The sequence below is a fragment of the Microbulbifer sp. VAAF005 genome (assembly GCF_030012985.1).
GTDB lineage: Bacteria > Pseudomonadota > Gammaproteobacteria > Pseudomonadales > Cellvibrionaceae > Microbulbifer.
The window spans coordinates 490351-505719 of sequence record NZ_CP120233.1 but is presented as its reverse complement, the minus strand read 5'-3'; the positions used below and the strand labels follow the sequence as shown (position 1 = coordinate 505719).

The window sequence follows — 15369 nt, the reverse complement described above, 5'->3', positions numbered from 1 at the left end:
CTTTCTTGGGTCAAGCTATTTCATCTATATGAGGGTAGGGCGGTAGTATTACCGCTCCTCCTTTACCCGCTTACTCCGCCCACTTTCATGCCGCTCTCGCATATCGGAATCAATGTAGCGATCGGTCGTAGCCATACTTGCATGTCCCGCATCATCGCGCACATGCTCGCGGGGGCGGTACTTCACATCTTCAGAAATACCCGTATGGCGGAGCCAGTGAACAGTAGCAGCCTTAAGATCTTCAGCATCTTCCCCTAAGCCTTCTTCAACCATCCGTTGGTGGGCAGCATCAAAGCAGTTTTGAACAATCAGGCGAACCTGTCGGGTACTGGTAACCGGTCCCTTGCCACGGGACTTGTGCACCAGAGGTGTCTGCTCGTTAATGCTGGGCAGAGCAGGGAGCTGCAAATAATTCCTGTAGCGCTTCAAGGCCTTCAACATTTGATCGCAAACAGTGATCGCCCGGCCTTTGTTACCTTTACCCGTAACGTGAAACCACCAGTTTCCGTCGCGATCTTTCTTAAAATCACCCATAACTGGTGCCGATCTTTCATCTGCAACCAACTCAGAAATTCGCAAATACATAGCGAATAGGGCGTTCATAATAAATAAAGTTCGCTCGTGATCAGTTGGCGATGTCTCGGCCATGATCTCAGCAGTCTCCAGGACATAATCCCACTGCAAGTTGCTGATTCGACGTACAACCTGGCTTTGTTGCTCACGTCGAACAAACTTACTTTTCTGGCGAATCAGTGCCACAGGATTGGCTGGAACCAAGCCTTCTTGATAGAGAAAATCGAAGAAGGATGACAATGCAGTAAAGATGCATTTGATCGCTGCCTGGGATGGACGAAACTCCTTGGGAGAAGCTGTCTTGCCAGCACGAAACTCAACTTTGGACACACTGACTACGAATGGCCGCCAATCGGCATTCACAACGCGCTCGCCATTTTGTGTTTTGAATCTGGCAACATTTTTAGTTCCGATCCAGGCAATTGGTGGCTCAATGCAAAACTGCACAAACTCCTCAATGTGTTCGCGCTTCAGAGTCATTATTGAAACTTCTTCAATGCGCCAAGCCCATTGCAGCAAGCGCTCAAGTTCACGGCGGTAGCTGTTAAACGTTGCCTGGCTGCCGTTATAGCTGTAAAGAAACTTAAGCGTGAACTCCAGATCGGTATCAGCACCAGGAATCTGCTTGCTGAGATAACGGCTAGCTGAAAAGCTGGTGCAGCGGAATGGATTCTCAAGGTTGCTCAGGTTGTCGATGATTGGTGCTGGTGGCCGGTTAGAAGCAGACATAGAAATATGGACTTGTTGTTGGAATGCGGCAAATTATACGTAATATCGGGAATTTATAAAATATCCGATATTCACAAATATCGGAAATAACGGGAGCCCTGGTGGGGCCTAGGTTTGAAGTTTTTTCTTGGCACTCTTTTCCGATATCCACGTCTCGCCCTGGCCTGAGTATGCACAGTTCTTGTGTTCAGGTCGAACCTGGATGCAATCCAGCTCGCCGATGATCTCCCGTAGTGCTCCCATGACGCTCTCCGTTTGTTTTGGGTTCTGGACAACAAGGTTAACCAGGTCGGTGTTTATGCTCGCGAGGAACTGCTGGAGCGGCTGAACTTCGTTAGCGAATATTGTTAGCTGCACATGCGGAATCACAAACTACCTACCAGTCGGCATTGGTTGAGACTAAGGAGGACAGGAATCGTGACCCTCAAGATAACTGACTACAGATGTTCCAGAATAAATAAGGCTGCATATTGCAATCGCGAGCATAAAAATGAGCATTGGACTTTTAAGCGCTTTAAACGTGACAGGAGCATCTCGATGTTCCCCTGTCTCGGTTGATTTGTAGCACTCCCAGATGTTTGGGGTTGGCCTTGTATTCTCGCATCTGGAGTACCTGAGATAAGGCGTTCGATATTGCCGTTCAAATAAGTTCACTCAACAGGAGGTGCATCATTGTTAGGGAGAGTTTCTACAGCCTTTGGATCGAAACTACCCCGCCCTTCCCTATAGAGTGTCTGACATTCATCTTACATCTCATTTTTCTCTATTTTGATATTTTTAGTTCGTTTTTCAGCTCTTTAAGGTTATCACATAGTTTATCTATGAATTCACAGACACTATTAGAAGCCTGCTCAGCATCTAATCTATCTGATGGAAACTCATCCGAGCTTGATAACCTAAAGTTCAGCTCCTCTTCAGCCCAAGAAATCAAAAAATTATATATCTCCTGCTCTTCATCGGACAGCACAGAGGGAGGTATCTTTTTATCTTTAATCGATTTTAGTGAAACAAATTCAATAAAGTGCAATGTCCTGTATAAGTCAACAAGCATTGAGAAGCTGTCTGCTGCAAGCGATTCATATTTGTTAAGCCTATTTCTCTCCCACACATTTGCTTCGGGAGAAAGTATACTCAATGAGTCGATAATACCTCTGAATCTAGCTAATGGATAAGCATCCGCTTGTAAAGAGGTTCTGTGTTTCCATACTTTCAGAATTAATTCGACAACTTCCTTCTGGTACTCTTCTTTCTTTTGAAGGTTGCTCTCATTTTCAGCTCGATCCATCACTTCTGCTAAGTGATGAGACATCCATTTCCCGAGAGTGTCACAGCTATCCGAAAAACCCAGCTCAGTCGCCAGATGGTGACCAAGTACCAAAACATCCTTCAGTGGTAACGATTTCTCCAGTTCTTCTGAAAAGATAGAGTCTTGCGTACCGCGCTTCTTTTTTGGGCTCTTCGTTATATCCTGTAATTCCATCTTTACTTGCTCTTCGTGTTATTTCGACTTCAAGAATCAAATCTAAATTAACTTCATTCAGGTACTTTTCAAGGTGATGTGACGATATCTTCAGGCGGTGTCCATCAGAAACAACATCGTCACCATGTATGTATTCCTTTTGTCTGGAATACTCTATGACATCACCCCAAGCTTCATAAGTAAATATTGTATTAGCCTCGCTATCAACCCAGCTAACTGGATAATTTTTAGAGCGTCGCAGCCCTAGCATCTTAACGACCTCTTCAGCGGGCATACCTTCAATCATACGAACACCATGATTAAACGTATCTTTCTCATCCAATCTTGAATCACCAGAAGGCTCACTGATCCAGCCACGCAATAGATATGGGCCTTCGTCTATCTCAGACTCATGATTCGTAGGAGGCAGGCGATAATCATGTGAATCATCAGATGTTTGAAGAGCCCTAATCAAGGACAAGCCTCTATCAGGGTTAACTAGAGAAGAAGATATTCTAACCGTAGAGCTATGCTTGCTGGTGCGTACACTGTGATAGGAGTCAACGAACAGATCACTACCATCAGGATTTAAGCCAACCTCCAAATCAAAATCATCAGCCTTAATATTGGCTATCCAGCTCTCCACCTCAAGTGAAGGAGGTTGGTGAAAACGGTTTTCCAGTGGAGTCGGGCATCGAAGATCACTCGACCAGTGTGGAGGTTGTGTTAAACTCTTCTTCCTCAAAAAAACATCTAATGTACCGTAATCGTCATCATCATACTCAGCTTCAGCCAGAGACTTTTCAACCATTAAAGAGCCGATGCTACACCACATAGCATGCCACTCCAGATAATAGCTATGCCGTTCAATCGTCGGCATAGCGCCGTGGCTATGGCTGTAAAGATTATAGTCAGAGCGTTCAAATTTATATTTCCTTGGTTCGTTTTCCCATGCCGACAAGTCTGAGCCGTTTTTCCACCTATCAATGATCCAAGATTCCGCTTCGTCAAGAAACATCTCTTGGTCTACATCAGAGAAACACCTTATCGCTCCCGGGTATATATAATTTAGAGTATCGAGCGAATCAAAACGAAACCGTCTCTCTCTATCTTCCTTATGAAACCCACCACGGGAAACACTACGCTTAGATTTTTCGATATCTAAACCAGAAGTATTAATACTGCCCACCGCAGTAACTTCATGTTCATCGAAATCTATGAAATCACCTGAAATTAGTTTCATCAGACAAGATTTAGCGAAATGACGCATCAATACGTGCGGGAACTCTGGGTCGGTTGCAATGTCCAATAGCCAACTTGCGATAGGTGCGACGGCCTCTGGCGTTTCGGATGCAATTCGATCAAATGTAACGATGAGCCAAAGACGTGCTGATAACCAATAAAAGGGCACATTATCTTCACGGTAGCCCGGCATAGACTTACGGTCATATAAAGCTGTCAACGCGACTATTATATTAAAATTACCCACTCTGGCAGATGCTCTAATACTATGCGCCGCTCTCCATCTCACCCTAGTATCTACATCACCTAAAAATGAATAGAGTTGACATGCCAACGCTGATTCAACTGAGCACTCAGAATCAGTTGCTTTTGTTGGGATTTTTAGGCGCGAGCTTAACCGACGAATGTACCGGGTGGTGACATCTGCTATTTGTTCATCGCTGCAATAATCAGCCATCAGTCTGATCACCGAATATATCTTGGTTAGTGGCAAGGATTCTGCATTTTTTTCCAAGCCATCTAGCAGTAAACTAACCGTCTCTTCTCTATTTAAATGTAGGCTATCAATTACGCCTTTGAGCATTCCCTTGTCGTAGCCATAATTTTCATTGTATGAAAATTCGCCCAAGTGATTAGCAATCAGAATTGGTAAGTTTTCCTCCCTCCAGGAAGATATGGCATGGGACGATCCTACCCAAAGGTTAATGCAGTCGGTTAACGTTTTAGCCCATGTATAACCAACACCATCAATTACTCGATCATCAGCAAGAAGATTCAGAAAAGTAATACGATCCTTAAATTCCAAACGCCTACTGGCTGAAATCAGGATGTCATCCGCTCCAATATAAAGCTTCTTACCTCTAGCCTCCTTCTTCTTAACTTTTATCGAACCCACAAAATCGGTAGGTGATTCAAAGGAGATTTCGGCAAGATTTATACCGTCAAGAAACTCCTTTTCTGTTTCCTTCCTAGCGCTAGGGTCAAGCTTATCGCTATCAACATTGGCCTTAGTGACTTCTCTTTTTTGTTCCTTAAACTGAATAAGTTGATTCAGCGCCGAATGCCAGTATCCACTATCATCGTCATACGGGATTAGCTGATTTAGCGCCTGACATGCTTTGGAATCACCATTTTTATTGAACCGTAATAGCTCTGCTCTAGCGACTTCTTCTATTAGCTGTCTAGAACTTTGAGGGTTTGCAGTTGATACCAGCTTGGTAAGGAGCTCACCACTCATATCATCACAAAAATTAAGTATCGATGCAGCCTGTGAAGAGCTTATAGTTGCCTCTGATAAGCCCGTTGATATCAATGCTGGAAGGGTCTCCTTAGCTAAAACTAAATCGCAATCTTCCCAATACCCAATTAGGCTTATGGCTTTAGCCATATCCAATATAGCAATAGCAGAAATCGCATCCCCCCAAGGGAAATGATCGTACCCCTCAAGAAGAGTACCGTACTCCGTTATTATCTCTGCCATCTGATTCGCAGTTTGTTGCGAAATTTCTGTCGAAAAGTGGTTTTTGGCGTTCTTTGATAACGTTGAAAATAGAGATACGTCATGCATAGCATCGGCATCAACGTCATTAGCGATATCGACTGCTATTTTGAATATTTCTCTAGCTTCATTCTTATCTGCAAAGAGCAATATTCTAGATAAATCTAGAAGAATACTAATTTTTTCACTTGCCGCCGCCTTTATATCTTTGACTTCTACTGATCGTTGGTAAATATCTTTAACGACAAAAGAGCTCAACTCAGGTATTTTTATCAATTTAGAAATAACCATACGTTGACCAGAAGAATATACAGATGGCCAATCTTTAAAGCATGCCTTTGACAAAGCGAATACTGTATTCATATCAATATCTGGTATTGCAGATAGATTTGCTACAGACCAAGAAAGTTGGCTACATATAGATTCAAAATAGTGCTCTCTAGACATTCTCCAGGAATTTTCGAACAAAGATCCTAGCGCTGACTTAAGTTTAGCATTAGCATCTTTCGGCAATATATTGGATAGCAATATGTCTGCGCGGGCAGCATAGACAGACATCAAATTTGAAAGGCTCTCTCTTATTTCCCTGTGTTTTTCTGATATTTTTTGTTTCTTCCTATTTTTTTCAGCCTCTTCAATATCTTCAGGTATTTCCGAGTCAATCCAATATGATTCTATTTTGACGTCCAGACCACGATGACGCATCAACAAAGAGTAAGCCCTAAAAGCAACATCATTTTTAAGAACGTCGTGTATGTAGATATTATTGACTAAACGCCATTTGTCTGGGCAAAGATATTCAAGGATTGGTTCAATGGAAGACAAATCCTTTCCGTTGGCAGCCAGAATTTCACAGCCATTGAGTAGCATTTCCGCGTAGTTAGAACGGCCTGCAACTTCAGAGGCGTGCCGCTCCAACTCTTTTAGATCACAGTACTTCAGTATTTTTTGTTGCACAATGATTTCTCAAGAGCGGCACAATCAATTTCCTGACCGGCAAGCGCTAAGGGGATGCTAAATAGTGCTAACCACGGCTCAGGGATGCAGCCGCTATCCAAAAACTCTTGAACTACCCCCGTCTTTCCCGAAAACAATAGGCGATCTACGAGCCTGAGCGCGATCATGTAATGAATACTTCTCGGCTTCCAACCACAAATAAATTCATATGCAGCCTGGCAACCCTCCATATCCAGCACCGAATGAGCAATGGCAGTAATATCTTCAAGCTCTAATGGCCAAGCCTCGACATGCGGGAAATGGTGATCACTTTGTTCGGTTTCTTGTCGCTCAATATCCTCACTTCTTCGATTCATCCATTCACGAAGAATGCGTTTCTTTTCGCGAGCAGCAATAAAGTCTTTGTCAGCGGCATCACGAGCAACTATATGCGACAAGAATCTGCCATGATTTTCATACGTCTTTGACGAATAAAGTATATTCCTACCTACGGTATCCGATGCAAAATGGATAGATAAATCGGGATTCTCAGCAATAATTTTGTCTACCGCGTCATCCGTTTTAATAGCTTCTGCTCCAACCAACAAGGTAAATATTGCATCTGCTGGCTTGCCTGCCGAACGGCATACTTTCATTGCAAGTTGTAAACGCTGACGCTGTACTTCTCGACGAATTATTTGGTCTTTTATGGCTAATGGTGCTTCACTTTCCTGAATGATTTCTATGATCTTTCGACCTTGACCTGCTGAAAACAGTGCTGATGCCAGGTGCATTGCTGAATATTCATCGTTCTGGTGATGAGCGAAGAAATGCGCTGCTGAACGCTGATAAGCCTCTTGCAGCTTTGGTTCCGCTTTTTTCGGACAAAGAACTCAACATCTTCATCAAGAAACCCAACTTTGTCGTCAAGAACACGCATACCGGGAAGGTCAGAGACAATATCATTAACTCTTTCTTTCGATATTCCTACAACGCTAGCCAAATTCTCCTTTGGAACTGGTGCAGGCAAGGCAACTAAGGACGAACAAACAAGGGACAAGGTATCAGAGTTACCTTCTTTCAATATTGCCTCTTCAAACCTGACTTCAAAGATTTGATCTAACCCCTTGCCATTTGGCCTTAAAAAAGCGATGGCTTTCTCAGGATCAGAACCCGCATAGTCGAATGCGTAGTTTTGCACCCGTGGATTCTTATTAGACAAATTATGGAAATCCTCTACCCATGATTCCGTTGCACTGGGGTACTGATGGGACACATTGAGTGCAGTTTCTTCAAGTGAGAAGTTAGAAATTTCTACTGAACTGTACTTAGCAGGGATAGATAACGAATCTAAACGTCCAGTTCTCGCAGAAATCATCAGCCTTACATTACTCGGTAGATTGCCGACCTTAATTAGCTCATGAATAAAACTGGTTTCTTCTGGTTTACACTGTTTTGCACCTGTTACTGTATTATCCGCTGCATCAATGACAACGACCAACAATGCATCGCCCGATTGAGCCTTTAAAACATCACTTGCAGTTTCAATTCTTAAAGAAAAGGCTTTGATAAAATCAATGGAAGAGTCTGGACTAATCAGAAGCGGTAAACGCAACCGAGCTGATGTCTCATTGATTATTTGCAAGTAGGCATCTTTATCTCTATGCCGATAGGCCTCACTATCCATGTAAGTACCCGCACCATAACAGTCATAGGTAATCATGACTGAGCCGCTGGGTAATAGATTTTCAACCTGTTTTAGTACGGTTGTCTTGCCACTACCACCTTCTCCATGTAGGCAGACAAATTGATTACCATTAATCATGGCAGCTTGTATTGCTGTAGCCGCACTTCTTTTAACTGGGTTTTCAACCAGCTTTAGCCTTGGAGGGCATGGGAACAGAGCAAGAGGGTCAGATACATTCATCCATGTCAGCACTGTTTCTTTAGTGATATAACTTCCTGTAGCCTCCGGTAGCATCAACTTGTGAACACGATCTTTCAAATCCAGCACAAACCCTCGATCAGCACTCTCCGTTAGATTTAAGATTTCATTAATCGCGTTTTCTTCTTGCTCAAATCGAGACCCCGTACCACAATCAGAGAAGTCAAAAAGCGTAATAAATTTCTTGAAATTTCTTTTATTGAGACCACTGGCGACTCTCAGCGTTTCATGCTTCTTATTGCTGGTATCGGAAAGTGATTTCTTAAGGTCTGCACCAATAGGGCGATTACTGACTAGTCTGATTGTTAGCGCATCAGCACTTATCAGATCTGGTCTGGTTTTTAATACGGCACTAAATGAATCAGCAAGCCCTTTGATAATGCTGTTATTTGAAGACTTCGACTTGGAGCTTGTTAGTTCTGAAACAGTCCAGTTTTTTTCAGGCATTGATGAGGAATACTTTAACTGCTCAATAACAACTTTTTCAGCTTTCTCTACTGTGTGGCCACCATAAAATAAACCGCAATCAACGGAATCCCATTCCGTTAATTCTTGCCCCTTTTTATCATCAAGATTTATACCTTCAACTGTTACAGCCGTTAAGGATGTATCTGGGGCTAGCAATCGTAAGGCTAAACGAAGAGCCCACCACTCATGGAAATCATCACCAGTGTTGGAACCTCTCGCACCTAAAAACTCTGGATTCATAGCTTAATCTAACTTAGACAAACAATTGAAAATATTACGGTAGCAATGGCACGTATATAACGTAATCTAATGTACTAATGCCACTCGATAATTAATGAAAATCCACCCTGCCTAAAAAATGTGCTCCATCGATGGTGAGCACATTGGTGTAAATCTCGGTGCTGTCCACCTACTTGTGCCCTAATAGCTAACTCACGTACTTCAGTGGTTCCCCGTGCACTAGCAGAAGAATGGCAAACGAGTGCCGACGAGTAAAAGAGTCGCTGGGGATGGGGTGCGTAAAACGCGCTATCGTAGAACCATTTGTATATCATTTCGCCTTGGTCCGTGGTGGAGTCCAAGCGCCATTATGCGCCTCTATTTTACCTAACACAATTGATGGAGATCAGAAAGTAGCGGTTAAAAACCGGTCGTCAATCGGTGCATCTCCAAGTTGTTAGAGGTAATAAGCCGCTATATTTAATCGTATTTGGGATTCAACACAATTAAGAAAATTCTTCTAAATATTTCTACTCAACATGTCTGGTCTTGATTTGAACAATTTCGATATTGCCGACTTTAGAGGGAGCTTCTTTGGAGAGGGAAAAATATATTAACAGAGTATATCTGGCGTGTGAGACTTGCAAGGAAATATCAAACTAAAAGGGCCACTCTTTCAGTATATCACTAGTAATATACTGGTCAGACTCATACTTACTTAGAAATCTTTTGAAATCCATCCCAAGCTTTCCCGGCGAGGATTTGGACATCGAATCTAAGTCTTTCAGTACAAAGCCTACCTTCACAGCCCCCTCGATATTAGCTTGGTACTTAGTCAACACTGCATTCCAGAGGAAGGAAATAGGACGAGCCCATTCTCGCAAATTGCCGCTATGAGATAAAGGTACAAACTTCCCGCTAGAGTCAAGTATCCAACCATCTTTTGCTTTTGATCGCCGATTCTCCAGAGTGACAAATGTCTGCTCGTCCAAAAAACGAGCCCCTAATGCTTTGAAGCTACTCTTTGTGTGCACTGTAATTTTTCCATTTAAAAAGCACACCACAGGAAATCTAATAACAGGACCCATTTATTATCCTCAATTAATTGCCCTTTCCAATGCACACTTAAATTTGAATGAGCCACTTTGCCGTTGAGTCACATGTGTTTGGGTGGGTTGTGCCCACCCTTTTCGTTATAAATTATCTGACACGGGGTTACAGCCGATTGTCATCTAGGTACTTTAGCGCAACACTTAATGCTTCATCAGGCTTTGTATTGATATCTGGCTGGATTTTATATACTAGCTCGCCACGTATCTAGGTTGACAACCCTATTGGCGGCGCAATAATTCCCATTCCTCAGAAATTTGTAAGGTCTCCAAGTTTGATACAGGTGCTGAATCTAATCATTGCAGGAGGAAATACTCAGGGTTTCATTGTGTTAGCAGATAAAGTTTTATTAACTGTAAAGGGTTCATTTGTACTAATTTATTGCGGTATATGTTGATAAAATATTAATCGGCACCGGGATTAAATTCTCATTTGATGTATCAGGGTGGATTTTAAATATTACTTCGACGCCAAATGATAAAGGTCTTATGACATGGAATATCATCACATTAAATACGAAAAAGGTGGTCCAGTAACCATCATTACCTTTAACCGTCCAGAGGTTAAGAATTGCATTGGTACTCGCGCTCACCGCGAGCTGGTGGATGCATTCGATCGCTTTCGTACCGATGACGGAGCTAAAGTTGCGGTAATCACCGGCGCAGGCGATTCTGCATTTTGTGCAGGGGGTGATTTGAAAAGCAATCTTGCTGCAACCGAACCTACCAACCACCCCGATCCTGACGTGGCTGTTTTATGTCCTGTAGAACCTGCTGATATTGCCCGACATAATCGAGGTGAAGCTCCAGGCATTATAGGTCCATCCCGCTGGACCGATATTTATAAGCCTATCATTGCGGCTGTGAACGGAATCGCTTATGCGGGTGGCTTTGAGTGGGCATGTTTTGCCGATATGCGGATTGTAGAAGAACACGCATCCTTTGGAATGACTTGTCGTCGTTGGAATATCGGCTTAGCCGATGGTGGTACTCAGCGTTTGCCGCGTATTGTTGGTATGGGGCGAGCGCTGGAGTTAATCATCACGGGAAAAGTTATTAATGCTGAAGAAGCTTATCGCATTGGATTGGCCAACGAAGTGGTGCCAAAGGGAGCCGCATTAGATCGTGCCGTAGAGTTAGCACAGTATATCTCTACCCTTCCCCAGCCAGCGATTCACTCTGATAAAGAAGCCGCCATTCGTGGTTATGGAAAGGATCTTGATGAAGGTCTACGAATTGAGGCTGAGTGCTTCAACCGATTATTCAGCGACTCTGAATCCAGAGCAGAGCTATCCGAAGGCTTGAGGCGCTTTAACGAGCGCGATCATCCTGACCGAGTACGGGGACAAGCCAAAACACCCGGCATTGTTCGTAGCGAAATGGAGTAATTGTGATAAGCCAAAAGAAGGCTGTATTCAAGAGGATGTATTGTTTAGGGGCTTAGATACCACGAATATCTCGGACAATATAGTAGAGGCCCATAGTGGCTATATGGGCCTCATTACTTTGGTGAATCAGTGGGGTTCTTATCGTCACTTTTATGATCTGGACAGGCGCCCTCTTCCCAAGGCCCAGTCTTTATTAGACGCATGAATCGGATACATGTTGTTTATTTGCTTTTACGCTCAACCATTCGAATCCATATCCTTACTCCAAGCCATGGGCAAAAACGCATCATCGAGACTGACATTCAGATTGTGGGTAGAGTAATTCGAGAGTACTTTTAGACTGGTTCCAACTATCACCTCTAGAACCGTCTCTTTCGTATAACCTGCTGCAAGAAATGCCTCAACCTCCTCTTCTGTGGCCCATCCACGTTTCTCATTGATAATGACACTGAATGCTCGGAGCGCTTCGAGTTTAGGGTCATCGAGTGTTTTACCGCTACGCAGCGCCTTGATGACATTTTCATCTACACCGGCCATTTTGCAAACGGCGGTATGCGCAGCCATGCAGTAGGTGCAACCGTTTAGGCGGCTGTTTGTCATCAGGATTATCTCTCGCTCCGTTTCGCTCAAGCGAGATTTATCAAATAATCCCATAAGTGTTAGGTAGCTCTCTACCATTACAGGTGATTCGGCCATGGTTGCCATTAGATTGGGTACAAATCCCATTTTCTTTTTAGCGGCTTCTAGAGTGGGCTTAGAGGCTTCTGGTGCTGTTTCAATTGTGTAACGTGTAAAATTGACCATGAGTCTTACCATATAAGTTGGGTTTTACGGTGCTCGATATCGATTTACATCGAGTGCTTCCACCTCTTTGGCGCTAGTCAGCGCTAAAGAGGTGGAGGTGTTTACATACTATGCAGTTGTAGACTGACTCAGCTTTTCAAGTACGGGAAATAAGTCGCTGGGTTCGGGGCGACGTGTATAGTCAGGATTCACCTCCGCATATGCGATTGTTCCATCGGTATCTATGACATATCTTGCAGGCATAGGTAAGTTCCACGCGCCGTCACGATGGATGGTCGGGAGTTCGACTTTGAACATCTTGTGGAACTCAATTACATAAGGTTGTAATGTCCAGCGGATACCAAACTCTTCAGCAAGCTTTCCACTTTGATCAGTCAGAATTGGGAAGCTTAGCTTGTTATCCCTCTGAGATTTGCGGCTTTCAGCGGGCCCTTGCATGGAAATAGCAACCAGGGTTGCGCCACGCGCTTTGATCTCTGCAGCAACTTCTTCTAACGCTTGCAGCTCAATATTGCAGTAAGGGCACCACACGCCTCGATAGAACGTTAGAATAACGGGCCCTTTGGCTAGGAGTTCTTCCAGGACAAGGTCGTTACCTTCTGAATCTGGCAATGTAAAGTATGGGACTTTCTCCCCTACTTTAATCGAACGTTCAACTTGGCCACTAGCAGCCAACTCCTTGGATGATCTGGCAAAGGCTTCAAATGCTCCTTCTGGGGCCTGTTGCTTAAATACTTCTTTGAAAGCATCTAGTTTGTCTTGAAGAGACATAACCTATTCCTCTAATGGTTTAAAGTTTGGAAGCGCGAGCTTTGGGTAAGCCTTCGATGCGACCTGGCTAATTCTCCAACTGGTCTCTATGCAGGTACTTACGCCAAACCACTATTGGGAAGATTAGTTACTTTGATTTGCGCTATAAACATGCTATTTTGATACTCATTGTATCCATTAAGGACACAATCTGTGTTTCAACAAGCCCATTTGAACGAAATAGTTGTATTTATTGCCGTTGCCGAACATGGAAGCTTTACAAAAGCGGCGGCATCATTGAACTCAACCAAATCAGGCGCTGGTAAGGCAGTGAAGAAGCTTGAGGAGGAATTGGGTCTTAAGCTATTCAACAGAACCACACGAAGTATCAGGCTGACAGAAGAAGGTAAAATATTTCTAGATGCCGCAAAACATGCGTTAGAAACAATCAATGAGGCCAGGCTTTTGCTGCATGCCAGGAAGGATGAGCCTGCCGGACGATTGCGTATCAATTTGCCAATAGGCATAGGCCGAAATATTGTCAGTGCTTTAAAGGGGTTCACCCAGTTGCATCCCAAGGTTACGGTCGAGGTCTCTCTTTCAGATAGCCTGGAGGACGCTATTAAAGGTGAATGGGATGTCGTTGTTAGAATTGGCGAACTAGAGGATAGTTCTTTTATCGCAAAAACATTATGCGGATCTAGACGTATTTTGTGTGCTTCGCCTGAATACCTTTCCCAGAAAGGTAAACCTAAGAATTTGGAGGAGCTGAGAGAGCATGATGCTCTTGTTTTCAGAGCGCCTACAGGAAAAGTAAGAGCCTGGTCATTTCGAGAAAATGATGACTCAATTACTGAATTCTCCCCTTCCCCGCTGGCAATTTTTAGAGATGGACGAACACTGATAGATGCAGTAGTCGCTGGTATGGGTATTGCTCAGGTATATGATACTGCTCTCGGTTCTTCTATTCAGACTGGCGAAGTTATTGAGTTGTTTCCTGAGAAAGTAGTACCCGGTCCACCGGTTAGTGCACTGATTCCCAGTGGTAGAGCGATGCCGGCAAAGACCAGAGTCTTTATCGAGTTTCTAAAAAAGGAACTGAGTTAAGCCCCGGATTACTAGGTGGACTAGGAGCAACCTAAATTCCAACTAGTGCTGTTTCTATTGTTCTTTACAGCCCAGCTCTCGATAGTTGACGGTTCTTTACTGTTGCAAGGCTTCAAAGTTCGATATTACTCTCTGTAACATCCGATATTAATTAATGTATCTTTGAACCCAGGCTCCAATAACATTACCGACATATTCAGCATCTGATTTTTTCATAAGCAAATGATCGGCTTTGTCTAAAGAAATAAAACTCTTAGGATGGTTCGCAGCAGCGAATATTTTCGCCGCATGCTCAATTGAAACAGTGCTGTCTAGTGGTGAATGCATTACTAGCAGCGCTTTCCTTAATTCCTTAAGGTTAACCAAGACGTCTGCTTCATTTATATCATCAATGAATTGCTTCTTTAGCGTAAACTCTCGGCCAGCCAGAACCACTCTTGCCTGACCTGTTTTATTGATGCTATCGAGTTCCTCTTTAAACATATGCTGGATGTGTTTAACATCACTTGGAGCAGCTATAGTAACAACAGCTTTAGCTGTCTTTATCATACCAGCGGCTTTCAAAACGGCAGCACCTCCAAAACTATGCCCAATTAACAATTTTGGTGCCTCGAAGCGGTTTTCGATTTCATTGTAAGCACTAAGTAAATCTTCAACATTGGATGAAAAATTAGTATTGGAAAAATCTCCATCACTATTACCCAATCCAGTGAAGTCAAACCTTAATACTGATATCCCTTTACTGGTTAATGACTTACAAATATTGCTTGCTGCAATAATATCTTTTGAGCAGGTAAAACAATGTGCAAAAATTGCATAAGCCTTTGGGGTTCCAACAGATTCCTCTAACTTGCCCTTTAATTCTACGCCATCACGATTTGGGAAGTTAAACTCCATGACGTTCTCCAATTTCAATTACTTATAGAATACTCTAATCTCAACAAGGAAAAACCCCTGTCTATCATAGAAAGGGGTATGTAAATATGTGATAGTCTTTTATATGTCAACTGATATAAGGTAGACCTGTATTTGCTTAGGCATCGATAGAATCTTCAGGCTTTATATAATCCATATTGGTTGTTCTAAGGCATTTACTTAATCCAGGTTCAGGCCTGCGACAATATTGCTAGCTAGACAGTTAT

Annotated in this window: 11 protein-coding genes; 2 read left to right on the top strand and 9 right to left on the bottom strand. The window is 43.2% G+C overall.

The annotated features are described in order from the left end of the window. Positions 1-48: 48 nt before the first annotated feature. The 6 genes from P0078_RS02225 to P0078_RS02200 all read right to left on the bottom strand — a co-directional run bounded on the left by P0078_RS02225 (position 49) and on the right by P0078_RS02200 (position 10157). Complete coding sequence (locus P0078_RS02225) at positions 49-1302, bottom strand: tyrosine-type recombinase/integrase (protein ID WP_282932847.1); 1254 nt, start codon at positions 1300-1302, stop codon at positions 49-51. Between the two features lie 763 nt (positions 1303-2065). Next, entirely contained in the window at positions 2066-2611 is a 546-nt protein-coding gene (locus P0078_RS02220; protein ID WP_282932846.1) for a hypothetical protein, read from the bottom strand. 40 nt (positions 2612-2651) lie between these two features. After that, complete coding sequence (locus tag P0078_RS02215) at positions 2652-6458, bottom strand: hypothetical protein (protein ID WP_282932845.1); 3807 nt, start codon at positions 6456-6458, stop codon at positions 2652-2654. Further along, positions 6440-7231 (bottom strand): hypothetical protein, encoded by a 792-nt coding sequence (locus P0078_RS02210; protein WP_282932844.1) that lies wholly within the window; start codon positions 7229-7231, stop codon positions 6440-6442. The genes P0078_RS02215 and P0078_RS02210 overlap by 19 nt, the downstream gene beginning before the upstream one ends. Then, positions 7180-9090 carry a P-loop NTPase family protein gene (locus tag P0078_RS02205; RefSeq protein WP_282932843.1) on the bottom strand — a complete coding sequence of 637 codons (1911 nt, stop codon included), beginning with the start codon at positions 9088-9090 and terminating at the stop codon, positions 7180-7182. The genes P0078_RS02210 and P0078_RS02205 overlap by 52 nt, the downstream gene beginning before the upstream one ends. 638 nt (positions 9091-9728) lie before the next feature. After that, complete coding sequence (locus P0078_RS02200) at positions 9729-10157, bottom strand: hypothetical protein (RefSeq protein ID WP_282932842.1); 429 nt, start codon at positions 10155-10157, stop codon at positions 9729-9731. 515 nt (positions 10158-10672) lie between these two features. On the opposite strand from P0078_RS02200, the gene P0078_RS02195 reads away from it, so the two are divergent. Further along, positions 10673-11566 (top strand): enoyl-CoA hydratase/isomerase family protein, encoded by an 894-nt coding sequence (locus tag P0078_RS02195; protein ID WP_282932841.1) that lies wholly within the window; start codon positions 10673-10675, stop codon positions 11564-11566. 237 nt (positions 11567-11803) lie between these two features. On the opposite strand, the gene P0078_RS02190 is transcribed toward P0078_RS02195, so the two are convergent. After that, positions 11804-12370: a carboxymuconolactone decarboxylase family protein gene (locus tag P0078_RS02190; RefSeq protein ID WP_282932840.1), complete on the bottom strand. Its 567-nt coding sequence runs from the start codon at positions 12368-12370 to the stop codon at positions 11804-11806. 108 nt (positions 12371-12478) lie between these two features. Continuing rightward, a complete protein-coding gene (locus P0078_RS02185; protein ID WP_282932839.1) occupies positions 12479-13141 on the bottom strand; it encodes a peroxiredoxin-like family protein in 663 nt (220 codons plus the stop codon). Positions 13142-13333: 192 nt separating this feature from the next. Here P0078_RS02185 and P0078_RS02180 point away from each other — a divergent pair, with 192 nt between their 5' ends. Continuing rightward, positions 13334-14227 (top strand): LysR family transcriptional regulator, encoded by an 894-nt coding sequence (locus P0078_RS02180; protein WP_282932838.1) that lies wholly within the window; start codon positions 13334-13336, stop codon positions 14225-14227. Between the two features lie 147 nt (positions 14228-14374). On the opposite strand, the gene P0078_RS02175 is transcribed toward P0078_RS02180, so the two are convergent. Then, complete coding sequence (locus P0078_RS02175) at positions 14375-15124, bottom strand: alpha/beta hydrolase family protein (protein WP_282932837.1); 750 nt, start codon at positions 15122-15124, stop codon at positions 14375-14377. Positions 15125-15369 lie beyond the last annotated feature (245 nt).